Here is a 23,769-nt window from a genome sequence, read left to right as displayed (position 1 = left end):
GCCGCATTGTGGGAGCAGATGCGGCAGGTTTGGCAAAAGCCGTATTATGGCACTCGCCTTGGCGGGGGATAAAGTGTGGAAAGCAACGGGAGTTCAGGCAATCTTTGTAAACCCCTCGCACGGCTCATTGCTGGCGAAATCAGAATGATCAGAACGCGCGCGATGCGCGTACAGGCCGACAATTTACATGGGAACGATGCCAGAAGGCTCGGGAAAGGCAGCCAAATGGCGACCGGAGCGTGGGCGCGTGACCTGGCGGAGCCGGAAGGGGGCACACTCAAATGCTCAGGGGCTCAGTCGAATTGATACTTTACCGTCAGCCAGACGTTGCGTTCCCGGGCAGGTAGCGCACTGAAGCTCGTACCCGCTGAATTGCGAATGGCATAGGAAAAATACTTTTCATCAAACAGGTTGTTCACCGCCATGCTCAACAGCAGTTTCCTCATCTGATGAGTCACCTTGAGATCTACCGTGACATAATCCGGCATACGACCCGTGGCGGTGTTGGCTTGATCGTTATCGAAAACCTGTTCACCTACATAATTCATGACTACTGCCGCACGGGTACTGGATCCCAACCGGTATGTACCACCCGCTGAGACCTTGTGGCGCGGCACCAGCGGAACGAGATTTCCGGATACATCCACACCGCCAAAGTCTCCCTTCCGAAAGCGTGCATCGATAAACGTATAGCTGCCGAATATATCGAGTGCGCCCGTTACCGTCCATGAACCTTCCAGCTCGAAACCTTGCCGTCGCGTGGGCGGCAGATTGACGTTGGCAAAAAACAGGAATGGGTCTATGTTTATGAAGCTGATTTCATTGTTGAGGTTGGTGCGGTAAAGCGAAGCGCGCGCACGTAGGGACTTCTGCTTGTAATCCAGTCCGAGCTCCCCAGTATGGGCAGTTTGCGGTTCGAGAATCTTCACTATGGAATCGAACATTGGACCGCCAAACTGGTTGTAGTTTTCGTCCACTGTCGCTATCCGGAAACTGCGCCCAAATCTGCCATAGGCCGAAAAAGCTTCCCCCAGAGGCTGGCGAAGACCTGCATCATAGGCATAAACCATACGGCTCTGCCGGCCGCTGGCGTAGACAGCGGGATTGAAACGGTCATTCGCCCGGTTGTCTACCCATTGCAGTCGCCCTCCAAGGCTGACAACGGTACCTTTAGGTAAAGTGGAGGCGTGTTGAAAATAAATGGCACGGTTTAGCTGGGTCGCCACTACATCCGTTCTCGGGATATCGGCGGATGCCGAACCTGGTACTGTTTCCGGTCCGGTAAACCGTCTCGATCGATAATCCCACCATTCGAAATTCACGCCCAGTACCAGTTCGTGCTCCATGCCGAAAGCCGCAAAGGGCAGCTTCATCCTCGGGTTGAACAGCCACTGGTCTGAGCGGGAATTGACGAATGTTTTGGCGTTGAAGCCGTCCAGATTGTAATCGTCGAATAATGCGGTACGGTGGTTGTCCCGAAATGAAAGGTCCGCGGCAAGATCACCGAATTCCGTCTCTTTCTCTCCTCTCAGTGTGACGTAGGCACCTTGGCGGGTGCTGAAATCGCGAGGAGTCGAGGTGCCTTTCCGGTCGGTTTGCAACTGTGCTTCAGTGCGATTGGCAGGGAGTTCCAGCTTCTGATCATCCAGTCCGAACTTCAGCAACGCCCTGCCGCTGCTGAACAGGTAACGCAGATCGCCCTGCAGATTCGATTGACGCAACGCGTTATTCACGCGGTAGTTATCTGTTCGCAACGCATTGGCCGTGAGCGCCAGCCCAACGTTGTTTCCTGCCGCGTTGAACGTTCCGTTGAATTCCGTGCCGCTGTAGCTGCCGAAGGAAACTCCCCCCGTACCCGATATGCGACCCGGCTTGGCAGCGCGTGTAACGATATTGATGACACCCCCGGTGGCTCCTGCTCCATAAACGACGCTACCGCTGCCGTGCAATACTTCGATGCGTTCGATAGTATCGAGAGGAATCGTCGACCAGCGGATACCGGTCAATTCATTTTCGTTCATGCGTTGACCATCCAGCAAAACCAGGGTGTTCTGGTCGCCGGTGATACCAAATCCGCGTATATCGATCTGTGGGTCGGGGCTGCCATCGACATTTCTCGTGTGTATGCCAGACAGTTGTTGCAGCAACTCCGGCAAAGTCGTAGCGGCGCTGTTTCTGATCTGTTCCGCATTGACGATGGAAACTCCGCTGGGCAGTTTGTCGATGGACTCGCTGAAGCGGGTTGCTGTGACAACGACATCAGGGAGCAATCTCTCCGCCGGATCGCTGGATACGGCAAGAGCCCCTGAAGGAACGGAAATAAACATCCATGGCAAGAGATGCCTGCGAAACAAACCCATGATAATTGCCCGGGAATATGCATCCCCGCCGTGAGAACAAGGAAACAGGAAAATATCGTGGGAGCTTCGAACGAAAGAAATATCGATCGGATACCGCCCCACGCGATATGTCCGTACGCATCCGAGGCCGGTATCCGGGCTCGCAGGATTTGACGTATCGCCTTCCCATGAATTGAAGAATTCACAGTGGCATTAGGAAACCTTGAGAAGCTTCCCTGATACGTCCACGCCTGCTTACCGTTGCGGGGGCAGCCCAGGCATCCGGAGACCTTCATCGATCTCTGACCTGGTTCCCGTTTAACCCGACCGCGGAAGCGATCAGGCACCTCAAACGAGGCGGCATTCTACCAGAACCGTAGAATAAATCATGCGAAATGATTGAAAACCCTTGCCGGAAGCTGAGCTGTCTCATATATTCCACACCTTTCCTGGAGCCATATTCGAAAGACCAGGTTAGTAGTTGACTGACTGAGGATTTCCAAACTATAGTGCCTTGATGGAACCCGAACTGGATACTCTGGAAGAAAAAATCACCCAATTCGTACGCTTGTGTCAGCAACTGCGCACGGAGAATATTCAGTTGCGCCAGCAACTGGCAGTTACTACGAGCCACAACCGGCTATTGGTGGAAAAAATAGGTGCGGCTGCCTCACAGCTCGAAGTTCTTTTGTCGCGCATTCCCGAGAGCAAAGAATGAATACAGGCACAGGCAAGCCCCTGGATGTCACTATCATGGGGCGTGAATTCAGGGTGAGCTGCTCGGATGAAGATCGCGAGGGGTTGCTGCAAGCGGTAGCCTATCTCAACAAGAAGATGCGCGAAATCAGGGACAGCGGCAAAGTACTCGGCTCTGAGCGCATCACTGTCATGGCAGCCCTGAATATCACCCATGAGTTGCTCAAGGCAAGAAGCAAGGAAGGCTTTGACACGGAAGAATTTAGGCGTAGAATCGATCACATGCAGGCAATGCTCGATGCTGCCATGCCGGAGCAGGACAAACTGTTTTAAATAGGAAATCAAACTTTGAAGCAACTGAACAGATGTCGCATTTGCGGGTTAAGCTGAATATCCGCGGAAGTGATAAGAGTTGTTCCCTGCGGTGTTTGTCAAGGTCTATATTCTTTGAACCAACTTTTTGAGAACCGGTTGCGAACCAAAGTGATGCTGTTGTGCGCGTCCCATGCGGAAGTGCCTGATGCATCCGGCGAGTGACCACCTTGAACCTTAAGGTTCAAGATAAACGACCTGACGGCATTTGCGGGGACTTTATTCAGGAAAGGCAAAAAAGCGGCAGTGCCGCTTTTTTTGTCGGCTTCTCCCAGAGTTGACCCCACTGACTCCCGGATTACGCTTCACTCATCTGCTCAATCCACGCGGAAATAACTTCATCGCTGCCGCGAGCTTGAGCACCTCCACCTCGGTAGCCTGCTATCCGGGTCAATCGTATACCCCCGTGCAGAACCGTTCATCTGCCCCATAGGCAAGTTCTTGCTGAATCCAATTGAAAAATTGTCGGAAAAAGAGAATTGAGGGATCAACTGGCTGGGTTGATCCGATGAACTCGATAGCATCGCACCTGAAACAAAGGGAAAATCAAACCCTGAAGAAGCAACAATATATCCCCATCAAGATACCGCAGATCGCAACCACGGAAAGGGAGGCGACGAAAGGGAGGGCGGATCTCTTTGCCAAATCCGATCTGACGTACTACCCTGAAGTTGAGGCAGACTGACTCAACTTGTGAAATTCCATGTTTACTTTCCTTTTTGGGAAACTGTCCGCATGAATCCATCCCCCCATGAACCCAGTTCAGCTCGATCCCGACGGTAATCGCCTGCCGATCAAGCTCGACACGACCTCCAACGGAGAATTCGCGCCGGTCCCGTTATCGCCTGCAAATCTTGCCGCGAATCGTCTCGCCCACGAAGCGGCTGATACAAACGCAAAACGCACAGGAGTTTCACGGCGGCATTTTCTCATTTCCGCTTGCGATGCCGCTTCCACCCTTCTTGCATTCAATGCCGCGAATGCGGCCGCAGGCAGGACAGGCGGATTTTTCGATCTGACAAAGGAAGCCGCGCTCGAACCTGCATTGGCCCAGGCGGAGATTGGCGATAAAGGCGAATTTATTTTTGACGTGCAAGGCCACTTTGTGAACCCGAAAGGCGCGTGGCTGCAAAAGCTTGTTCCCGGTGCAAAACCTTTGAGCCAAATGCCCAAGACCGAATGCGCCCTTGGATTGGAATCAGGTTCACATAGCTATTTACAGTGCCTCGGACCGGATGAGTTCATCAAGGACGTGTTCCTTGACTCGGATACGGATATGATGGTGCTCTCTTTCGTACCATCGCGGCCCGATGCGGAGCCGCTTACCATCCAGGAGGCGGATGCAGTGCGCAGGATCGTCGACAGAATGGAAGGAACACACCGCGTGCTGCTGCACGGACGTGTCAACCCCAATCAGCAAGGTGACCTGGAGCGGATGGATGAGTTGAAGGACCGCTGGGGCGTATCCGCCTGGAAGACTTACACGCAATTCGGGCCCGAAGGAAAAGGCTACTTTCTGTCGGATGAAACTGGAACGCGCTTTATCGAGAAGGCGCGCAGTCTCGGGGTGAAAGTAATCTGCGTGCACAAGGGCCTGCCCTTCGGCAGGCAATCCTACGAGCACAGCAAATGTACCGACATCGGCGTGGCAGCCAAAAGATTTCCTGATGTTGCATTTCTGGTCTACCACTCAGGCTTCGTAACAAGTGTCCCCGAGGGCCCCTTCCAGGGACAGGGCGCAGATGAGGGCGTTGATACCTTGATCCGCTCACTCATCGACAATGATGTTCCTCCCAACAGGAATGTTTACGCCGAACTCGGCAGTACCTGGCGATATCTGATGCGCAACCCTGAAGCCGCAGCGCACGTGTTGGGGAAGCTACTGAAGTATTGCGGGGAGGATAATGTCCTGTGGGGGACGGATTCTATCTGGTATGGCTCGCCGCAAGACCAGATCCAGGCGTTTCGCGCCTTTCAGATCGCCTCTGAATTACGCGCAAGGTACGACTACCCGGAAATTACTCCACAGCTCCGGGCGAAGATTTTTGGTCTCAATGCTGCCAGGGTTTATTCGATCAGCCTGGAGGAAGTAAAAAAATATACCGGGCGCGACCGCATTGCACACGAACGGCTTGCTTACCTCGAACACCCGCAGCCGCATTTCCTCACCTACGGACCAAAGACGCGGCGCGAGTTCCTCAATCTGCCCGGAGCCGGCCAGCCTTGATCGCCAGAGATTCTTTGAATCACACTGGATCAGTCCTTAATGCATTACTCATGAAGGGGGCGGAGTGGATTCACCCGGCAAACTCAAGTCGGTCCCTTCGTCGCAAATTCGTAATCCATAGTAGAAATGCATCTGAATGAAGTGAGTTAAAAGTTAAATAAAGGAGCCGCCATGAACCATCTCTTTTCCTTTGGAAGTAAAAAGCTTCAAGCAATTGTTTTTAACACCCTGCTTCTGGGCTCCATAAGTATGGTAAATGCCCAGTCGCAAAATATTAACGGTGAAAATACGCCAAAACCGGTAGTAACCGAAGAAAAGCTTTCGAATAAGAGTGATGCAACAAACGAAGCAAAAAAAAAGGAAAAGAAGAAATCAAAGCAAGAGCTGATGAAGACCGAGAATTATAAAGGTGGCCAGCCGCCTGAGGGCGGTCGGGTAGGTCAAGGCGGTTTTGTTGATCCCGACTGAATCTAGGTTAAGGACTCATTAATTGAGATAGAAGATGACGGCAGCAGCACACGTGCTCCCTTGTAATCGCTCATCTGCGCCTCGACAGGAGCATGGCCACAGGCTTCCCCTAGCGTGGCAGACCACATAAAGCTTCGAGTTCAGGCCGCCCTTCGTGCGACCGGGCGGGGAACATCCCCTCTTTTAGCAGGCTGGCTACCGTGGGTGGGCCCTAAGAGGCGTGGAATCGATTACCAGCGGTCGGACGTTTCCTCTTTACCAGGCAGTTCCGCAAAGATGCGGTTGAACACGCCCAGTCGGCTCCAGCGCACGAACGGTTATACAGTGTCTTGTGCGGCCCGTATTCCCTGGGCGCATCTTTCCATTGCAGGCCATTGCGGATCACGTAGATGATCCCGCAGATCATCAACCCGGGGAACCCGTGAGACAAGGGAAAATATGGCTTTATACGGTTGAACTGTGTTTCCGACAGGTAAAACAAATCCTTCATAAAAAAGAAAGAATCTCATAAAGTACCCGAAAAAATTAAGCGCTTATTGAGGCTTACTTCCATCAGGCATGATTAACCTTCCTCCTCAAGCTAATATCCGTGTTTTCCCAGCAAGAACTCACTTAAGATAGAAATGAGGACGAGTTTACGTGGATTTTTACAGTTGATAACCTATTTTATCATGAGTAAAATGCTCCCATGAGGGGCGACGGGCGCCGAACTCAACACAGAAGATGGGGGGCAGTCATGAGCAATCGCTTCCTGAGGTGGGCCAAGACATGGATCGAGGAAAACATCCCTCCCGGCGCCAATTCCGACATAGAGAGTTATGAAGTAAAGGCAAAGCGGCTGTCGGAGAAACTGTTCGCCGAGGCAGCTGCGGCCAACTTCACAAACTTCGAGACCGAGGAGGAGCGGGAGCGCGTTACACCCCTAGTACTGGCCGCGGTCTCGGACAGCAGAGACTTTGACATCGATGCCTATCATCTCAAGTCGCAACTTGCGCAGGAGAATGAGGATGGCGACTGAGCCACGCATGGTTGATCTTCAGGGCATCACGTTGTTTGCTTGTCAGCTGCTCGTGACATATCCATAATCAAAAGAGGGCTGTCATTTGTTCTCCCGGATCTTCCTGGAGACAAGCCGGTAGTTTTTCGCATCCGTAAAGCATAGGGGCTAGAGCGTGTTCACAGTAGCCAGATGTAGGCGCAAGCCAGATGCAAGAAAGCATTGAAGCGGTTGGCGAGTTTGTCGTAGCGGGTCGCGAGGCGACGAAATTGTTTGAGCCGATTGAAGAATCGCTCCACCAGGTTACGCGCTTTGTACCGCTCCCGATCGAACTCGCGCGAGGCGCATCGGTTGCTCCGAGACGGGATGACGGCCTCAGCCCCCGTCTCGGTGATCACTGCGACGAACACGTGGCTGTCGTATCCCTTGTCGGCGACAACTGCATCAGTCTTGATGGAATTGATCAGTGCGGGCCCTTGTGTAATGTCGGCTACTTGGCCACCGGTGAGGATCAGGCGCAATGGATTGCCCAAGGCATCCACGCATGCATGGATCTTGGTAGTCAGCCCACCACGCGAGCGGCCGATCGCCTGATCGCTACCGTTTTTTTTGACGCGCCAGCCGAGTGCTGGTGCGCACGCACGACGGTTGAGTCGATGAATAGCTCTTCCAGATCGGCCTCGCCCTGGAGCGCTTCGGCAACACGCGACCACACGCCGTTGGCTTCCCAGCGCGCGAAGCGCACATACACCGAATGCCAGTTCCCAAACTTCGGCGGCAGGTCGCGCCAGGGGTTTCCAACCCGCGCCGTGTATAGCACCGCCTCAACGAACAACCGGTTATCCGCCGCTCGCCCTCCCTTGTCGGTTGGCTTGCCCGGCAATAGTCCCGAAATACGAGCCCACTGCGCATCGCTCAACATGTCCCGATCCATGACCCACATCCAAATTCCGGATGTAAACACAAATCAACTACTGTGAACAGGCCCTAGTCAGCTGTATTCATAAATATAGATGAGTTCGAGAAATGCCCTAAGAAAACCCCACTGAGCATTTCCTTCCTTCTCGCTCAGCTCGGGATTGTCAATCACATCTGATTCTATTCGTGAATCATGAAATTAATGAGTCCTGAGCCTAGTTTCTGAGTGTAATCAAATCAGGTATGCTAATTGAGCCGGAGATAACGGAAGGGGGTCAGGGGTTACTTTATGCGGATTTACTTTTGCGGCGAAAAACAAGAAGATTGGCTGTCAAGGTTTGTACGACGTCACCATTCTGGTTTTTGGTTTCAGTGCGGACCGTGACAATGCCGCGATCATCATGCGACCGTGAAGGTTTGACGGCGCTGACTTCCCCTTCGATGTGAATGGCATCATTGGCACGCACCGGATTGGGCCAAGCCGCTTCGCCACCAAGTCCGATCGTGCCATCCCCTATAGGGAAGGCTTCAAGCAGCAACCGCATCGTCATGGCTGCCGTGTGCCAGCCACTGGCGATCAGGCCGCCAAATAAAGTTTGACTAGCCAGGGCGGCGTCAATATGAAAGGGTTGGGGATCGAATTGCCTGGCAAAAGCAATGATTTCTTGTTCCTGCACGACACGTGGATCTCCAGCGAAGCGCAACCCTACTTTCATATCGTCCAGATAACGGGCAGGTGGTGCATCCCGGGGAAGGGGCATTGCTGTCGCCTCATTTTCTAGCTTATTCAATACTATTCTCCACTCAGCAACAATTTAGGGGCGACCTCGACGATGCTGGCAGCCGTGAATATTTCCTCACGGCTCATGCTTGCCACAGTATGACTCCAGCTTTCCATCCAACGGGATCGCGTAAAGTCGACGGACAAATGGTCATTATCGATCAGCCAGACCAGTCTTCGGATGACATCTTGAACTCGGGACGTCCCACCGGGAATATCAAAATAATGCAGCACGAGCTTCCCGCGAATCGCGCAGAAGTCGATTTCCTTGAATGTGCGAAGCGCAAGGATCGTATAGTCGATTAGCGATTGCCAATAGATGTCGTCGTATCTTTTCCAGGATGGAATACGAAAGCGGTTATAGGCCGAATTGCATTTTCCCCTCTGCGGCAGGTCGCGCTCGAGCAAGACCTGTACAGGCAGGAGTTGGTCTTCCGAGATTTGCGACAGAATGCCATATAAGCGTTCCCGCTGCTGGACCCTTACAATTTTTTCGATTTGCTCAAGCAAATGGCCTTGCCCTGGTTCGTGGCTCACCGTTTCCAGAATATCCTGGAAGGTCAAATAAGACCGGCGAGGGTCTGTCTGCGCCGCTGAATCAGAATGTGTGTTCATGTGCACCTCCCCAATGGTTCGCTGCGCTGTGGATAGATGGATATCTCTTATTGGAAATTTTAGTATCGTGGATTGCATTAAGCAGGGAATTTTGGCGCCCTGCCTGCCGCGATTACACCTAAATTGCAACCGAAGGCCAATTCCCGGTACTCTACATCAGCCAAGCCAGCCTAATTTCTTCTCCCTGTTTGCTGGTGGGCTCGGCTTGAATACAGCGTTCCGATTCCTGGCCCAATACCTGCACCCCTCTCCAAAGCTTTTCGCTCACTTTTTCCACGCAGCAGACCAACACACGCCAGCATTGCCAACCATTGGGCATCACCGACATCCTTCTTGCGCGTTTTTGACGTGCCACGCATCCCACTGGTGGATGCGGTTAAGCTTCACAATTTCAGTGCATTCAACTGGACATTTTCTCAACATTTACTATGCTTTAGTCCTATAGTCCACTCGAGTATTTAGCGCTGGAACCGCCAGATGCGGGAAATGCTCATCTCCAGAAGCGTTATCTCTCCCGTTCTTATCCTGGCGGGAATGCTCCTTACGCTATCAAGCGCCGAAGTCAAAGCGGTGCCCAGCTTTGCGCGCCAGACCGGCATGCCGTGCAGCACCTGCCATGTGCAGGCTTTTGGACCGCTCCTTACGTCTATCGGACGCAATTTCAAGCTATCCGGTTACACCGATGTGAACCCCGATAGAACCAAATTCATCCCGATCACTGGCATGATACGCGGCTCGTTTACCCATACCAATAACGGCCAGCTTGGCGGCGCGGCTGACCGCTTCGGCCCCAACAATAACGCAACTATCGACGAAGCCTCGATTTTTTATGCTGGCCGCATTACGTCCAAAATCGGCGCTTTCGCGCAGGGGACCTATGATGGCGTAAGCAATACGGGAGCGCTCGATAACACCGATATTCGTTTTGCCAATGGGGCCGACCTGGCCGGTAATCGCCTCGTTTATGGCATTTCTGTGAATAATAACCCTACCGTTCAGGATCTCTGGAACACCACTCCTGCCTGGGGTTTCCCTTGGGCGTCATCCCCACTTGCCCCCACCCCTGCTGCGGGACTATTCATTGAGTCTCTTGGCAGCCAAGTCGTCGGTGCAACGGTCTATACGATGTGGAATGATATGTTATACGTTGAGGGAGGGGGCTACACCAGCCTTCCGCGGAACATTCAGCAAGGGATTGGAACGTTTGACGCGGGACAAAACCGGATCGATGGCGGTGCGCCTTACGGGCGGGTGGCGCTACAAAACAACTGGCAAGGCCATTACGGTGCCATCGGCTCCTTCGGCATGAGAGCAAATGCCAATCCACAGCGGATTCAAGGTGCGAGTACCGACCAGTACACCGATTTCGGGTTTGACGCCACCTACCAATATCTGGCGAATCCCAGGCATATCCTTGAACTCAATGCCACTTACATCCGGGAGCACCGCGACCTGAATGCCAGCGTGGGATTGGGATTTGCAGAAAAAAGACATGGAAGCCTGGACGTGGTTCGCGTCAGAAGCGGATATACTTTCCTCCAGACTTATTCGCTCAATCTAGCGTATGCCCAGACCTCGGGCACACGGGATAATGTCATATACTCTCCCGATCCTATTGATGGCAGTTTATCAGGCAAGCCAAATAGTCAGGCATTTACGGTTGAGGTGAGCTATATCCCATTCGGCAAGAGTACTTCCGTCCTGTCTACGTTTGCGAATCTCAAACTTACGGCGCAGTACATTCATTACTTCCAGTTCAACGGAGGTTTTCGCAATTATGACGGCTTCTCCCGCAATGCGCCTGGTAACGATACGGTATATCTGAACGGCTGGATGGCGTTCTAAGGGGATTCCTGGATAAATCCCTTGCGGAGCGGCAAGGGACTCGCATTTAACATCATCCCTACCGCAATAGGATGACCGAACCAACTGCCTGATGGGGCATCAATCTGGTCAGATAGAAAATCAAACTGAGTGGCCTCACCGGTGAAAATTGCGCGACCTCCTCCCGCTGCCTTCCACCCCATAGTTTCTTTCATTATCAGGGGTGGTACGAGTCCCAATGACAGTCAGTTCCCCACAGCAGCGAGCTGCCTTCATAGATCATCTTTGACTTGTGCTATCCTTGGAGCATCCATCGGAGCATCAAGGTATTATCCGCCGTCAGTTCCACCGACGTCCCCAGCTTCTTCCCCTCCCTGTTCAGGATATTCTTCAGCCAGGAAGCATCGACATCAGATGCCCGATTCAATTTGAAATGCCTGACCTGCATGAGCACCATCGACAGGCTGACGAGTTTGCCGGTCTGCGGCTCCGCGCTCACGAAATACATCAACGTCAGGTCACCCCGATAAGTCTCGTGCCCTGAGATGCCTTCATAATCATTCAGGAAGTCGCCGCATCCATAAAGAATGAGCTTTCCCCTGTAAACCTCGATGCCCTTCACATGATGCGATGAATGGCCGTGGATGACGTCAACACCCGCTTCATCGATCAGGCCGTGTGCAAAATCCTGTTGCTCGACTGGAATTGCATAACCCCAGTTATTACCCCAATGGATTGAAGCAACCACAATGTCACCGGGCAGGCGGACCTGCTTTATTCTGTCGCGAATTTCCCGAACCGTTTTTGCTGAAAAATCCGGCAACAGATTCACGCCTGCCCGGTCTGTTCGAGCCGCCCAGTTCCAGGGTATGCCGCTTGTTTCCGATCCGAGCGAGAAAACCAGTACACGTCCCTTTCCGGGAACTGTCATCTCCGCGGGTTGCCGCGCCTCTTGAACGTTTAAGCCGGCGCCAGCTATTTTTATGTCGGCTCGTTTGAGCGTTTTCAACGTCTCGGCGAGACCTTCATACCCCCAGTCCAGAACATGGTTGTTCGCCAGCACGCAGCAATCGATCTTCGCGGCAGTGATACAGGGGATATTATCCGGATTCATGCGGTAGTTCACTGCCTTGTCCTGCACTTCGTCACTACGGGTAAGCGCGGTTTCGAGGTTAATGACGCGAACATCGGGCTTTCTACGCTCCAGTTCGGCAAGCGCATCTCCCCAGATATAGGAAAAAGGGACTGGGTGCGGAATCGGCCCGTTTGCCTCTTCGGCAAGCTCAACATAGCCTGTTGCGCTTTTCATGTACCCCTCAAAAAGAATGGGATTGCCGGGGTGAGGCAAGACCTGGTCTATGCCTCTGCCCGTCATGACATCGCCACAGAGAAATAACTTGATCGAAGTATGTCCGCCCGGCGATCGAGGACCAGGAGCGGTCTGATCCCCATTCTTTACAGAAATCTGGACACCGTCCCGCACGGCTTGGGCGTAGAGCGGACCTACCGTCATGGCGAATCCCGCCGAAAGTGTAGAGACGATAAATTGACGTCGTTCCAGTTGATGTCCAGCGTTTTCAGTATGCTTCACGACAGCACCCCGTTTGGACTGCAAGCTCTGCCACGGGTGGGGCCGGAATACGTTTGCTAATGCCATTTTCCGCCCACCTTGCCATCAGAAGTTCAACAAACCGGTAGCATGAGCTCGGTCACTTACTCCAGTTACTCGGTTCCCCTCGGTGTCCCTAGTGCGCGCTGAGTAGCGAGCGTGTTCACACGCACGCCTGATCTGCGGTAATAAATCCGAAAATACACTTGCCAAATCAGCATAGACATATACTACTAACACTACTAACCTTCATTATGAATGCGCCTTCCGTCCTGGCAGAGAATATGCGGATTTCCACCCGATACGAAACGCATTTCAGGAACATGCGGTCATTCCCTGGTACAGGTTGCAAGAACATCTCTTCGGATTAAATAGATACCATGAAATTCCACTCCGTCGAATTGCATGTCACTGTTCTCATTCTCCTGATGGTACTTGGCGGGTGTGCCCCGTTTGTACAGTATCGGACGGAGTATGATTTATGCGTTAACCCGACCTCGGAATTATCTCGGGAGTGCGAAAACCACGCCATCCTGGAATTTCCCGCAGCAGATGGAGCGCGCTATCTCTTGAATTTTATTGAATTCGATGACCAGGGCCAGCTTTGGGATCGCAGGCAAATGTGGTCCGTTATCGATAAGCTTTCGGCTGAAGCCGCCAGCAAAGATTTGTTAATAACGGTATTCGTTCATGGCTGGAAGCATAATGCGAAGCATACCGACAAAAATATCCAGACTTTTCGTAACGTTCTTGCCGGGTTGAGTGAGAACGAACTTCTTATCAGCAAAAAAACGGGGCGCCCGGCACGACAGGTAGCCGGTATTTATCTAGGCTGGCGTGGTGAGTCCATTACCATGCCCGTGGTTGAGGACCTGACCTTCTGGGACCGGAAAAATACCGCTCAGAAAGTCAGCCGGGGCGGCGTTACTGAGGTATTGAACCGCCTCGAACTACTCAAGCGCGTTAAGGAAAATGTTTCGGAGGGTAACAGCAATACTCGTCTGGTAATTGTCGGACACAGCTTCGGGGGAGCTATCGTACATGCCTCATTGGTTCAAATACTCGAAAATCGGTTCGTTCGCACAATGGGGCCGGTGGGCGTGCAGAGCGACGTGGAAGGGTTTGGGAATCTGGTTGTACTCATAAACCCCGCCTTCGAAGCCTTACAATTTTCATCGCTCAGTGATATGTCCACGGAGCGTGGCACTTACTTCAAGTCCCAATTGCCTGTCATGGCCATACTAACATCGGAGGCCGATAAGGCCCTTCGCAACTCGTTTCCCATTGGCCGCCATCTATCTACCTTTTTTGAGAAAGATCGCGACATCAGGCGAACGAATGCCGTAACCGGACAGGAAGAAATCATCGACGAGGGCGAGGCAAACGTAACCGCTGTTGGCCTCTTCCAGCCGTATGAGACTCACAGACTCTATCCGTCCCATGCTCTGCCAAAGGGAGTTGCGGGTCAATCGAGCAGTAGTGAGAGTGTCAGTTCCGGCCTGGCTGCAAAGTCCGCATGGGAAGACGACAAACCTGGCAGCAAGATCCCTATTGCGAACCTTACACTGGAAAGGAGCAATATATCCGCCCCACGCAATCCCTACCTCGTTACGAGAGTCGATAAAAACCTGATTACGGATCATACTCATATCGATGACGGCCGCATTATCGAATTTATCAAGCAACTCATTCTCATCTCGACCACGAGCCCCTGAATAAAGTATGGTACGTGAGCTCGCATGTCGTTTGAGGGGGAACCTGTTTTGGTGTTTATGTCTATTCCTGAACCTATCGCTGGACGTCGCCAAGAGACTTCCCGGAGATAATAAAGAACACCACTGCAACACCGGCAAGCGATATTCATGGATCTGCCCTTAACTTATAGCGGGTAATGAGCGACCGATAGGTAACCCCATCGGGCAACCTCATTTTCACGTTTTGAATCAGGAAGAAGGCATCCAATCAGGCAAGGTCAAGCCGATGTATAAATCCCCACGCTGATCGGAAGGTGCGTTCCTGTCCAGAACATCCCAAAGTGTTCCCGTGCTCTGGATTGCCGCCCAGCCCGGAACAGAAAAGGTTTCTTCGTTATAAACGTACTGTGACAGCAAGGGATTGGTCAAAGCCTGGGAAAAAGCATCCACTGCCACCATCCTGAGCATGAGTGACGGCAGGGGGGAATCTTCCACCAGATCCTCGGCAAACAGACCGACGTAAAAATCGATGTCCTCCACGCGCCGGTACGTCTTTCTCAGAAAATCGACCACTCGCGGGTCCGTGGAGATATCTGCAAAATCCTGGGGACGCTCCAGGGAAACATAATGACGGTAATCCGTATAGGGTGCCAGTTCTGCCAGACGGCCCTGCTCTATTGCCCGTGTTTCGATTTCCCATAGGAACTCCGCCGTGTTGAAGGGGCCGAGACGACCGGCACGCTGGCTGCTCATGTCGGCAAAGGCGCGTCGCAACCCTCCGTCCAGCAGCAGCTTGTTATTCATGGAGGTTTCTCCCAGGAGATACAAGTGTCCGTTCCAGGTGATGGCATCCGGAACGAGTGAATGCCAGCGATACAGCAAACTGAATTCGGTCGTGATCCAGTTCGGTTTGTTCCACGGGGCATTCCAGGCCACTGAAGGGTCAGCCCGATAGGGCACCAATGGAGAGATATGGCTGATGTACTCCTCCACGATAATCTTGATGAATATCACGATGACGTTATTCCTGGCGGTCTGGAAGACGCGCTCGTCATCCCACTGGGGATGCATCCGTTCTATTTCGCCTGCAAGCCGGTTATGCTCCCGCAGAAACAAGGTATTCAGCATCGCCACCTGAGGAACGGCATTTGTTCGGTCCCCTCCAAAGGCAAAAATATGAGCCTGCAACTCTTCCCGGCGCTCGGGCACTCTATCCAACGCCCTCTCCAATCCAAGGGGCTCGTCGAGAACGGCAAATTCCTGCTTCGGTTTCCCGTTATCGAAAAGGAAAGGCGAGAATTCCTCCCTGGCGATAAACTGCGACTTCAATCGCCCCCGTTCTCCCTTGGTTTCGCTTTTGAGACGAAGGGCGGCGGTCTGCTCCGGCAGCCTTCCGTAAAGCGGACACATGTCTATCTGATGATTGGATGTATTTTGCAGTCGAACTGTCTCGGGTTCTCCTGCCTGCGGCATGCGCGTGCGGATAAAACCGTCGGTCAGATATTGGGCAACCGCGGGAAAAAGCAGGGTCGATTTGTCGGATAATCGCTGCTTTCCGTCCTGCTGCCTGAAAAGCCCGAGTAGTTCGCTGGAAGACGGAAGCTGTGCCGGCTGCTTCTTCGGCGGCAAATGGCGTGCGCTCCAGTGCTGATCTGTAAGTGAGGTCCAAGAGGTATAGGGGTGAACGGTGCTCCACGGATGCGGCCGGTGGCGGCACACATTTACTACCCGATTGATTGCAAATTCGTTTAATTTCCTGCCCAACCACGGCCAGCTTTCGCCTATCCGCCACAGGAACTTCAGAAGACGAGTCATTAACTTATTGTTTATCATTGATCCTCCGTCTTGCTGTACTATTGATTGTTTATGTGAGAGCCTTCCATCCAGGGAAATTTTGCCTGGGGAATCTTGCTGATACAAAGCTCATAGAGCTCATAGTTCATTCAGTTTCACAAGTACTGAATTCTGACCTAAGTATAGTTAATGATGGAAATGCGTTACTGGCTGATGAAATCGGAACCTTCCGACGTAAGTATTGACGACCTCGCCTCGATGCCCGATCAAACAGTGGCGTGGTATGGGGTGCGCAATTATCAGGCGCGAAATTTCATGCGTGACCAGATGCGCGTCGGCGATAGGGTTTTTTTCTATCATTCTACCTGTGAGGAGCCGGGAATAGCCGGGATTGCGGAAGTGAGCAAGCTGGCCTACCCGGATGCCACCCAGTTTGAGCCGGAAAACAAATATTTCGATCCGAAAGCCACTCCGGAAAATCCGCGCTGGTTCAATGTAGATGTGCGCCTGATCAAGAAAACCCGCTTGGTCGGCATCAAGGAGTTACGCGGTTACCCCGAGCTTGCGAACATGCGTATTCTGCAAAAAGGCAACCGGCTGTCTATTACGCCGATCGATCCGGCAGAGTGGGATTTCATCATGGGAATTCTGTAATGGCAGACTCAGGGGAAGATTTCCAGGTTGGGTAATCGTTGTACAGCTTCGAATCCCGGTATCTGCGGCGGTATGGCCTAACGTGGAGTGGTGGCCGGCATACCTGATATTGGGCACCGTGGTTGGCTTCTTTGCCGGCCTGCTGGGCATAGGGGGCGGGCTGGTCATCGTCCCCGTGCTTACCTTTATTTTTACTGCCCAAGACTTCCCTCCCGACCGTATCCTTCACCTCGCCCTTGGCACCACCATGGCAGCCATCATTTTCTCCTCCGCCGCCAGTCTGCGCACTCATCATGTTCACGGTGCAGTGAACTGGCAAGTCGTGAAATTCATTACGCCGGGAATCATCCTGGGGACGCTTGGAGGCGCAACGGTAGTGAGCATGCTATCCAGCCGCTTTCTCAGCATCGTTTTTGTCGTCTTCATTTATTACGCGGCGACGCAGATGTTGCTCAATATCCGTCCCAAACCGAGTCGCACGCTTCCGGGAAGGCTCGGCATGCTTGCCGCGGGGAGCGTCATCGGCGCGATTTCCAGCTTTGTTGCAATCGGAGGAGGCCTGCTGACGATCCCGTTTCTCTCGCTGTGCAACGTGAAGCTGCAACATGCCATCGGTACCGCTGCCGCGGTAGGTTTCCCCATCGCTGTGGCTGGAGGTATCGGCTATATGATCAATGGCATGGCGCAGCCCCAACCACTGCCGGAATACAGCCTGGGATATGTTTACCTGCCGGCACTGGGTTGGATCGTCCTGGGCAGCACGCTGACCGCACCCCTTGGTGCAAAAACGACGCACGTCATGCAAACGGCCACGCTCAGGAAAATTTTTGTAGTGCTGCTTTATCTGCTGGGGACGAGGATGTTGCTACGACTTTTCTAGTCTACCAGGCGGTGCAGGGCTTCCCGGTATTTTTCCGCTGTCTTGGCGAGCACCTCGGGCGGCAAGGCGGGAGCGGGTGCTTTCTTGTTCCAGTTCTGCGTCTCGAGCCAGTCACGCACGAATTGTTTGTCATAGCTCGGCGGGTTTTTTCCCGGCGCGTACTGGTCAGCAGGCCAGAAGCGCGATGAATCCGGCGTAAGCGCTTCATCGATGAGGTAGAGCCTGCCGGCCTGATCTTGGCCGAATTCGAACTTGGTATCGGCGATAATAATGCCTTTTGTGATCGCATAATCCGCCGCCTGGGTATACAAAGCCAGTGCTATATCCCGCACCTGCGCAGCCAGCCCCTCGCCCCCTTCATTCAACAGCTTTTCCGCCTCCGCAAACGGGATATTTTCATCATGCGCGCCCTGGGCAGCTTTGGTCGAGGGGGTAAAGAGGGCTCCACCCGGGATCCTGCCGGCTTCCTCCAATCCGGCAGGGAGTGGGATACCGCAAATCATGCCGGTTTTTTTGTAATCCTTCCAGCCGGAGCCCACGACATAACCGCGCACGATCGCCTCGATCGGAAGGGGCCTGAGCCGCTTTACTACAAATGCCCGCTCGGTCACCTGCCCGCGTTCGTCTTCCGTTACCACGGATTCGGGGGCGATGTGGGTAAGATGGTTGGGAACGATATGCTCAAGTTTTTCAAACCAGAAACTGGACAAGGCAGTCAGCAGCCTACCCTTGCCGGGTACGGGAGTAGGCAGGATCACGTCGAATGCGGAAAGCCGGTCTGTCTGGACGATCAAAAGCTTGTCTTCATCCACACCGTAGATATCCCGTACCTTTCCGCGATGCAGAAGCGGCAGACTCTGTATGCTCGTTTCAAACAGCGCGGGCTGGTCAGTTTCGACTTTCGTTCCGGGGAGACTCATGTGTTTCAAGAGTACTATGAGAGGGTTGCAGCGATTGCTTGATTTCCAGCGCCAGCCGCAACGCGGCGTCGGTCGTTTCTGCCAATACCGTGTAGTGCCCCATTTTCCGTCCGGGTCTGGCATCGCGCTTGCCGTATAAATGCAATTTGACGTCGGAATGCCGCAGCACCTGTTCCCACTCCGGCTCTCCCTTCTGCCAGAGATCGCCCAGCAGATTCACCATTACCGCCGCTCCATGCATGGAAGTACTGCCGAGGGGCATTCTGCAAAGTATGCGCACCTGCTGCTCGAATTGAGAGGTAACGCAGGCATTGATCGAGTAATGCCCGCTATTATGAGGACGAGGAGCGATCTCGTTCACCAGCAGGCGTCCCTCCGCGAGCACAAAAAACTCGACGCATAATACGCCGCGATAATCCAGCTTCTCGGCAATGCGAATCGCAATATCGCAGGCGTTTCGGGCAATTTCAGGCGATACTCTGGCGGGAACGATGCTGATGTCGAGGATACCGTTACAGTGCTGATTCTCGGATACGGGAAAAGTAACCACTTCGCCATCAAATCCCCTGGATACGATGACGGATACCTCGCGCTCCAGGGGCAGCAGTTTTTCCAGGACGCAGGATTCCCGGTTCAAACCTGCAAATGCGCTGTCAAGCTCTGATGCATTACTTACACGCACCTGGCCTTTGCCGTCATATCCAAACCGGCTTACCTTGAGAATTCCGGGGAAGAGGTCAGGAAAAAATTGCGGTTGCCTCTGGGGTAATGCCCCATCCGGATTGGTCGCATCCTGCGAAGTGCGCGCGTTCTGTATCACTGTATAAGGCGCGACCCCAAAGCCGTTGGCAGCGAGAAAATTCTTCTCCAGAATGCGATCTTGCGCGATGGCGACACTCTCGGCAGCGGGACTGACGATGCAGCGTTCAGCCAGTACTCTGAGTGCCTCGGCAGGTACGTTTTCGAATTCGGTGGTGACGCCTGCGCAGGTGGATGCGAGCTCATTCAATGCCTCGCGATCGAGGTAATCGGCGCGCAGGTGCCGCTCAGCGATGCTACCCGCCGGGCTCCGCTCCTCGGGATCAAGAACGGTCACGCTGTAACCCAGGCTTTGGGCCGCCATGGTGAACATCCTGCCGAGCTGGCCGCCGCCCAGCAACCCCAGCATCGCCCCAGGCCGCGTACTCATGAGAGGGGTAAAGTCATGGAAGCCACCGTCGCCATCTGGGTTTCCCGAAACTCGGCAAGCTGCCTGGCCAGGCCCGCATCTTCCATCGCCAGCAGCGCAACGGCAAACAACCCCGCGTTAGCCGCGCCCGCCTCGCCTATGGCGAAGGTGGCAACCGGTATCCCCCTCGGCATTTGTACTATGGACAAAAGCGAATCCAGCCCTTGAAGCTGCCGGGAAGTAACCGGCACGCCCAGCACGGGCAGGAGCGTTTTCGCGGCGACCATTCCCGGAAGATGCGCTGCCCCGCCTGCACCGGCAATGATGCATTTCAGCCCCCGCCCGCCGGCAGTTTCCGCATATTCGAACATGCGATCAGGGGTTCGATGAGCGGAAACCACCTCCGCTTCGTAAGGCACATGGAATTTCTTCAATACTTCCACAGCATGCTTCATGACCTCCCAATCGCTGCTGCTGCCCATGATGACACCCACTTGGGGCTTGTTGATTTGGCCTTCCATATCAATCGCGAATTTTTTGTTCTCTTTCCTTGGAAGCCGCCTCTGTCAGTTCCTCCAGATCTTCCACGTAAGGATAGCGCACGTGCCCGTAACGGATGACGAGCACCCCGAGCGCAATCAGCACGATAGCGGCAGAAACGCCCAGCAGGCGGATGTTGTCCATCTCCTTGACGTCCACGGTTATATAACGCGCCAATGCCACCAGGGCGATATAGAGGGGAAACCTTACCGGCAGCTTGCCCGATTCAAAATAAAGCCCGACCATCGTCAGGATTTCGAGGTAGAGAAACATGAGCAGCAGGTCTGCAAGGTTCACTCTGCCGTTGTGAATCATCAGCATGGTTTCCTGATACCCCGCAAATATGGTGGCGAGTGCAATCACGACGAGACCCACACCTTCAAAAAATTGAAGCAGGCGCCGTGAATAGTTGATTGTGCGGGCTTGCAGCATTTGTTCTTCTTGTCAGGATGGCCTGGATGCCTGGGTAACCTGGGTAAGTCACTAGTTACTTACTATACTACCTGTTCCAGGTGACAATTCCAATTTGGGATGATGCAAACCGGGGATGAGCGTCCGCAGAATTGGCCGTAATTCTTTTAGACCGCTTCCTCACGGCCTTCACCCCTTAAGCTTCAGCATCAGGTCCATATCCACCCAGCCGCTGCCGTTTATGCCGTTTGCCACTCCTGCCTCTCCTTCCAGCACGCTGAAGGGCTTCGTCGGCTCCCCCAGGTCGGACAAGACAAGCTTCGCCCCCGTGAAATCCTGAAACCGGGTATATCCATTTACCGTAACCACTGTGTCCAGCCCCGCGGCAAGCGATGCTCTGAGCCCGTTTTCCGAGTCTTCAACGGCAATGCACTGTTTTGCCGGCAATTTCAGTTGATCCAGGACCCAGTGATAGATGTCGGGTGCCGGTTTTTTTCCGGGAACGATGTCTCCTGCCCCGATAACGTCGAACCAGCCGGGAGAATCTTCCCCCAGGGTGGATTTCAAAAGCGCGGTCACGTTCTCCGGGGTGGTGGTGGTTGCAATCGCGATTTTTATGTTTCTGTCACGCAGATGCCGGATCAGGCGAGCTACGCCCGGTCTTAGCGGAATACCGCCACTTTCCAGCATGCCGACATAATGCCTGGTTTTTATCTTATGCAGGCGCGCGATCCATTCGCCCAGTTCGCTTCTGTTCAATTCCTCGGGAACATGATGTTCCATGAAATGAAGGATGCGCTCTTTGCCCCCTGTGATTTCCAGCAACCTGCCGTAAAGATCGACATCCCACTCCCAATCGAGGCCGAGTTCCTGAAATGCGGCATTAAAAGCGGGGCGATGACCATCACGCTCCGTGTCAGCCAGCGTACCATCCACATCAAACAGTACTGCGCGAACTTTGCTATCCATAAAATCGTTATTTATCCAGTTTGCCCATAAATTGTTTCATTCTCATCCTCCCGCGTCAGGGACGAACTGCTTTGCTCGCCCCTTAGCACTGCATTCGCGCCGGGGTGTGTCCTGCTGCTCGCCCGCCGCAGGCGGTCCGCGATTGCCACCCAGGCGGCCGTCTCAGGCGGCTTCTCCACCAACAACCGATCGAAATGTCCCCGATCGAACCGGCGCAAGGTAGCATACAACTGACGCGCATATTCCTCGGGTTCTTCAGGCATCGCGGAAAATACGACCGGTTCATTTTCCGGATGATGCCTGGGTAGAGAATGCTCTCGCCGCCGCCAACCCATGACTGCTACCCGCATACCTTTTGCTTCCAGCTCCAAAGCGCGCGCCCATAAGGGATCCGCCGGCAGGAGCTCGAGCGGCGTTGAGGGGGCATAATGCGAAGGGAGGGCGCCCGGCACGCGTACAGAACGTTCTGCCTCTTGGGAAAGCATCACATTTCCATCCAACACTTCCGCCAGCGCTGCCAACTGGATGCCACCTGGCCGCAATATAACCGCAGTTTGGCCTTCAAAACCCACAATGGTGCTTTCCAGACCCACCTGGCACGGCCCGCCATCCAGAACCATGTCCAGCTCGTCGCCAAACTCCTCACGCACATGTGCTGCCGTTGTCGGGCTGACATGACCGAAACGATTGGCCGACGGGGCGGCAAGCGCTCTGTCCGGCCCCAGTTCCCTCAGCAAGGCAAGCGCTACGGGATGATCAGGAACGCGCAATCCCACTGTATCCTGACCGCCGGTCACCTTTTCCGGCACATGACGACTACGTGGCAGTATCAGGGTCAAAGGGCCCGGCCAGAAGCACTCAGCCAGCCGCCATGCCTGCTGCGGCACCTCCCGCGCCCAATGCGATAACCGGGAGGCATCGGCAAAATGGACAATGAGAGGATGATCCAGGGGACGCTTCTTGATTTCAAATATGCGCGCGACTGCAGAAGGGCTGGAAACCTCAGCCCCGAGGCCATAAACGGTTTCTGTCGGGAAAGCGACAACGCCTCCTTTTTTCAGGAGGGCAGCGGCCGCGTCGATCTCGCTGTGCAATGCAGGAGGCATTATCTGAGGATCATCTGCGCCGAGAGGACTGCGTGATCGGAGATCTTGGACCAGGGGTGCCCCTGGTGCACTTGCGCCTTCTCGATATGAAAACCCCGCACATAAATGCGGTCGAGCCGGAACAACGGCAACGTGGAGGGATAGGTGCGCGCCGGCCTTCCTTCGGTCAATTCGAAGACTTCCGCCAGGGCAAGCCGCTGGACCAGGATACGACTGGCCACTTCGCGCCAATCGTTGAAATCCCCGGCGATAACCAGCGGCGCGTCTTGGGGTACGAGTTCCTCGATATGCTTTTCCAGTAACTGTAACTGGCGGGAACGGCCTCTTTTGAACAGGCCCAGGTGCACGCAGATGCAGTGAAGATTTTCCCGCCATTGCGGGATGCCTATTTCACAGTGAAGCAAGCCGCGGCTTTCGAAGCGATGCGCCGAAACATCCACGTTGTCCCATCGCAGAATGGGATAGCGGCTCAGGATTGCGTTGCCGTGGTGACCCTCATCGTAAACCGCGTTTTTTCCGTAGGCAAAATCCGTCCAGATCGAATCAGCCAGGAATTCGTACTGGGGACTCTCCGGCCAATTCTCGAAACGCGCTCCGTGCCCCTTGTGCTCGCCGACCACTTCCTGCAGAAAAATGATATCGGCGTTGAGCGCGCGCAAGCTGTCGCGCAGCTGATGCACCATGACACGCCGATTGAAATGAGAAAACCCTTTGTGAATGTTATAGGTAGCGATATGCAGCTTATTGAGCATATGACGAACGGGACGGGGCGCAATTGTATTTTTTC

The 23,769-nt window shown here is 53.8% G+C and carries 24 protein-coding genes, 1 other RNA gene, 1 pseudogene and 1 riboswitch; of the genes and pseudogenes, 11 read left to right on the top strand and 15 right to left on the bottom strand.

The features are described 5' to 3' along the window. Nucleotides 1-144: 144 nt before the first annotated feature. Complete coding sequence (locus tag NMUL_RS15900; protein WP_167535551.1) at nucleotides 145-306, top strand: hypothetical protein; 162 nt, start codon at nucleotides 145-147, stop codon at nucleotides 304-306. Here NMUL_RS15900 and NMUL_RS03320 read toward each other — a convergent pair. Further along, on the bottom strand, nucleotides 294-2,327 hold the full coding sequence (locus NMUL_RS03320; RefSeq protein ID WP_041352800.1) for a TonB-dependent receptor: 2,034 nt from the start codon (nucleotides 2,325-2,327) through the stop codon (nucleotides 294-296). The two genes, NMUL_RS15900 and NMUL_RS03320, sit on opposite strands and share 13 nt — an antisense overlap. A 141-nt stretch (nucleotides 2,328-2,468) precedes the next feature. Beyond that, a riboswitch (cobalamin riboswitch) is annotated at nucleotides 2,469-2,705 on the bottom strand. Nucleotides 2,706-2,856: 151 nt separating this feature from the next. Between NMUL_RS03320 and NMUL_RS03315 the strand changes: the two genes are divergently transcribed. The 5 genes from NMUL_RS03315 to NMUL_RS03300 all read left to right on the top strand — a co-directional run bounded on the left by NMUL_RS03315 (nucleotide 2,857) and on the right by NMUL_RS03300 (nucleotide 6,102). Continuing rightward, nucleotides 2,857-3,057, top strand: a complete 201-nt coding sequence (locus NMUL_RS03315; RefSeq protein ID WP_074705591.1) for a hypothetical protein — start codon at nucleotides 2,857-2,859, stop codon at nucleotides 3,055-3,057. Further along, complete coding sequence (locus NMUL_RS03310) at nucleotides 3,054-3,368, top strand: cell division protein ZapA (protein ID WP_011379983.1); 315 nt, start codon at nucleotides 3,054-3,056, stop codon at nucleotides 3,366-3,368. The genes NMUL_RS03315 and NMUL_RS03310 overlap by 4 nt, the downstream gene beginning before the upstream one ends. Before the next feature lie 80 nt (nucleotides 3,369-3,448). Beyond that, nucleotides 3,449-3,628, top strand: a non-coding RNA gene (gene ssrS / locus NMUL_RS15205) — 6S RNA. 530 nt (nucleotides 3,629-4,158) lie between these two features. Continuing rightward, nucleotides 4,159-5,634 (top strand): amidohydrolase family protein, encoded by a 1,476-nt coding sequence (locus NMUL_RS03305; protein ID WP_011379982.1) that lies wholly within the window; start codon nucleotides 4,159-4,161, stop codon nucleotides 5,632-5,634. 171 nt (nucleotides 5,635-5,805) lie between these two features. After that, nucleotides 5,806-6,102 (top strand): hypothetical protein, encoded by a 297-nt coding sequence (locus NMUL_RS03300; protein WP_011379981.1) that lies wholly within the window; start codon nucleotides 5,806-5,808, stop codon nucleotides 6,100-6,102. 211 nt (nucleotides 6,103-6,313) lie between these two features. On the opposite strand, the gene NMUL_RS15200 is transcribed toward NMUL_RS03300, so the two are convergent. After that, nucleotides 6,314-6,592, bottom strand: coding sequence for a transposase (locus tag NMUL_RS15200; RefSeq protein WP_011379980.1), 279 nt, complete (start codon nucleotides 6,590-6,592; stop codon nucleotides 6,314-6,316). 246 nt (nucleotides 6,593-6,838) lie between these two features. Between NMUL_RS15200 and NMUL_RS03295 the strand changes: the two genes are divergently transcribed. Next, nucleotides 6,839-7,120, top strand: coding sequence for a DUF768 domain-containing protein (locus NMUL_RS03295; RefSeq protein WP_011379979.1), 282 nt, complete (start codon nucleotides 6,839-6,841; stop codon nucleotides 7,118-7,120). Nucleotides 7,121-7,278: 158 nt separating this feature from the next. Here NMUL_RS03295 and NMUL_RS15195 read toward each other — a convergent pair. From NMUL_RS15195 to NMUL_RS15585, 4 genes and pseudogenes are all read right to left on the bottom strand, one after another. Continuing rightward, nucleotides 7,279-8,021: pseudogene (locus tag NMUL_RS15195) on the bottom strand (IS5 family transposase). 283 nt (nucleotides 8,022-8,304) lie between these two features. Next, nucleotides 8,305-8,808, bottom strand: coding sequence for a MaoC family dehydratase (locus NMUL_RS03280; RefSeq protein WP_202944837.1), 504 nt, complete (start codon nucleotides 8,806-8,808; stop codon nucleotides 8,305-8,307). 2 nt (nucleotides 8,809-8,810) lie between these two features. Then, nucleotides 8,811-9,413: a hypothetical protein gene (locus NMUL_RS03275; RefSeq protein ID WP_041352360.1), complete on the bottom strand. Its 603-nt coding sequence runs from the start codon at nucleotides 9,411-9,413 to the stop codon at nucleotides 8,811-8,813. 151 nt (nucleotides 9,414-9,564) lie between these two features. Beyond that, nucleotides 9,565-9,768, bottom strand: coding sequence for a hypothetical protein (locus NMUL_RS15585; RefSeq protein WP_148235534.1), 204 nt, complete (start codon nucleotides 9,766-9,768; stop codon nucleotides 9,565-9,567). A gap of 122 nt (nucleotides 9,769-9,890) precedes the next feature. On the opposite strand from NMUL_RS15585, the gene NMUL_RS03270 reads away from it, so the two are divergent. Beyond that, the gene (locus tag NMUL_RS03270; protein WP_011379976.1) at nucleotides 9,891-11,258 is read left to right on the top strand and encodes a hypothetical protein; all 1,368 of its coding nucleotides are present in this window, start codon (nucleotides 9,891-9,893) and stop codon (nucleotides 11,256-11,258) included. Between the two features lie 274 nt (nucleotides 11,259-11,532). On the opposite strand, the gene NMUL_RS03260 is transcribed toward NMUL_RS03270, so the two are convergent. Further along, the gene (locus tag NMUL_RS03260) at nucleotides 11,533-12,894 is read right to left on the bottom strand and encodes a CapA family protein (RefSeq protein ID WP_238529861.1); all 1,362 of its coding nucleotides are present in this window, start codon (nucleotides 12,892-12,894) and stop codon (nucleotides 11,533-11,535) included. 332 nt (nucleotides 12,895-13,226) lie between these two features. Between NMUL_RS03260 and NMUL_RS03255 the strand changes: the two genes are divergently transcribed. After that, nucleotides 13,227-14,561 (top strand): alpha/beta hydrolase, encoded by a 1,335-nt coding sequence (locus NMUL_RS03255; protein WP_011379974.1) that lies wholly within the window; start codon nucleotides 13,227-13,229, stop codon nucleotides 14,559-14,561. 228 nt (nucleotides 14,562-14,789) lie between these two features. Here NMUL_RS03255 and NMUL_RS03250 read toward each other — a convergent pair whose 3' ends face one another. Continuing rightward, on the bottom strand, nucleotides 14,790-16,355 hold the full coding sequence (locus NMUL_RS03250; protein ID WP_202944836.1) for a peroxidase family protein: 1,566 nt from the start codon (nucleotides 16,353-16,355) through the stop codon (nucleotides 14,790-14,792). 177 nt (nucleotides 16,356-16,532) lie between these two features. Here NMUL_RS03250 and NMUL_RS03245 point away from each other — a divergent pair, with 177 nt between their 5' ends. Both NMUL_RS03245 and NMUL_RS03240 read left to right on the top strand, forming a co-directional pair. After that, complete coding sequence (locus tag NMUL_RS03245; RefSeq protein ID WP_041352797.1) at nucleotides 16,533-16,988, top strand: EVE domain-containing protein; 456 nt, start codon at nucleotides 16,533-16,535, stop codon at nucleotides 16,986-16,988. Nucleotides 16,989-17,070: 82 nt separating this feature from the next. Further along, nucleotides 17,071-17,868 carry a sulfite exporter TauE/SafE family protein gene (locus NMUL_RS03240; RefSeq protein ID WP_011379971.1) on the top strand — a complete coding sequence of 266 codons (798 nt, stop codon included), beginning with the start codon at nucleotides 17,071-17,073 and terminating at the stop codon, nucleotides 17,866-17,868. Here the strand turns inward: NMUL_RS03240 and NMUL_RS03235 are convergent. From NMUL_RS03235 to NMUL_RS03205, 7 genes are all read right to left on the bottom strand, one after another. Continuing rightward, nucleotides 17,865-18,788 (bottom strand): phosphoribosylaminoimidazolesuccinocarboxamide synthase, encoded by a 924-nt coding sequence (locus tag NMUL_RS03235; protein ID WP_049783054.1) that lies wholly within the window; start codon nucleotides 18,786-18,788, stop codon nucleotides 17,865-17,867. The genes NMUL_RS03240 and NMUL_RS03235 overlap by 4 nt on opposite strands. Beyond that, on the bottom strand, nucleotides 18,757-19,977 hold the full coding sequence (locus NMUL_RS03230) for a 5-(carboxyamino)imidazole ribonucleotide synthase (RefSeq protein ID WP_011379969.1): 1,221 nt from the start codon (nucleotides 19,975-19,977) through the stop codon (nucleotides 18,757-18,759). Before NMUL_RS03230 ends, NMUL_RS03235 begins: the two co-directional genes overlap by 32 nt. After that, on the bottom strand, nucleotides 19,974-20,477 hold the full coding sequence (gene purE, locus NMUL_RS03225; RefSeq protein ID WP_011379968.1) for a 5-(carboxyamino)imidazole ribonucleotide mutase: 504 nt from the start codon (nucleotides 20,475-20,477) through the stop codon (nucleotides 19,974-19,976). Before purE ends, NMUL_RS03230 begins: the two co-directional genes overlap by 4 nt. A gap of 1 nt (nucleotide 20,478) precedes the next feature. Beyond that, entirely contained in the window at nucleotides 20,479-20,928 is a 450-nt protein-coding gene (locus NMUL_RS03220) for a phosphate-starvation-inducible protein PsiE (protein ID WP_011379967.1), read from the bottom strand. A 168-nt stretch (nucleotides 20,929-21,096) separates the two neighbouring features. Next, on the bottom strand, nucleotides 21,097-21,876 hold the full coding sequence (locus tag NMUL_RS03215; RefSeq protein WP_011379966.1) for an HAD family hydrolase: 780 nt from the start codon (nucleotides 21,874-21,876) through the stop codon (nucleotides 21,097-21,099). A gap of 11 nt (nucleotides 21,877-21,887) precedes the next feature. Continuing rightward, nucleotides 21,888-22,982: an L-threonylcarbamoyladenylate synthase gene (locus NMUL_RS03210; protein WP_011379965.1), complete on the bottom strand. Its 1,095-nt coding sequence runs from the start codon at nucleotides 22,980-22,982 to the stop codon at nucleotides 21,888-21,890. Beyond that, nucleotides 22,982-23,734 carry an endonuclease/exonuclease/phosphatase family protein gene (locus NMUL_RS03205; RefSeq protein WP_011379964.1) on the bottom strand — a complete coding sequence of 251 codons (753 nt, stop codon included), beginning with the start codon at nucleotides 23,732-23,734 and terminating at the stop codon, nucleotides 22,982-22,984. The genes NMUL_RS03210 and NMUL_RS03205 overlap by 1 nt, the downstream gene beginning before the upstream one ends. Between the last annotated feature and the right edge of the window lie 35 nt (nucleotides 23,735-23,769).

It is taken from the genome of Nitrosospira multiformis ATCC 25196, from assembly GCF_000196355.1.
In the GTDB taxonomy this organism is placed as follows: domain Bacteria; phylum Pseudomonadota; class Gammaproteobacteria; order Burkholderiales; family Nitrosomonadaceae; genus Nitrosospira; species Nitrosospira multiformis.
This window is presented reverse-complemented; position numbering and strand designations above follow the sequence as displayed.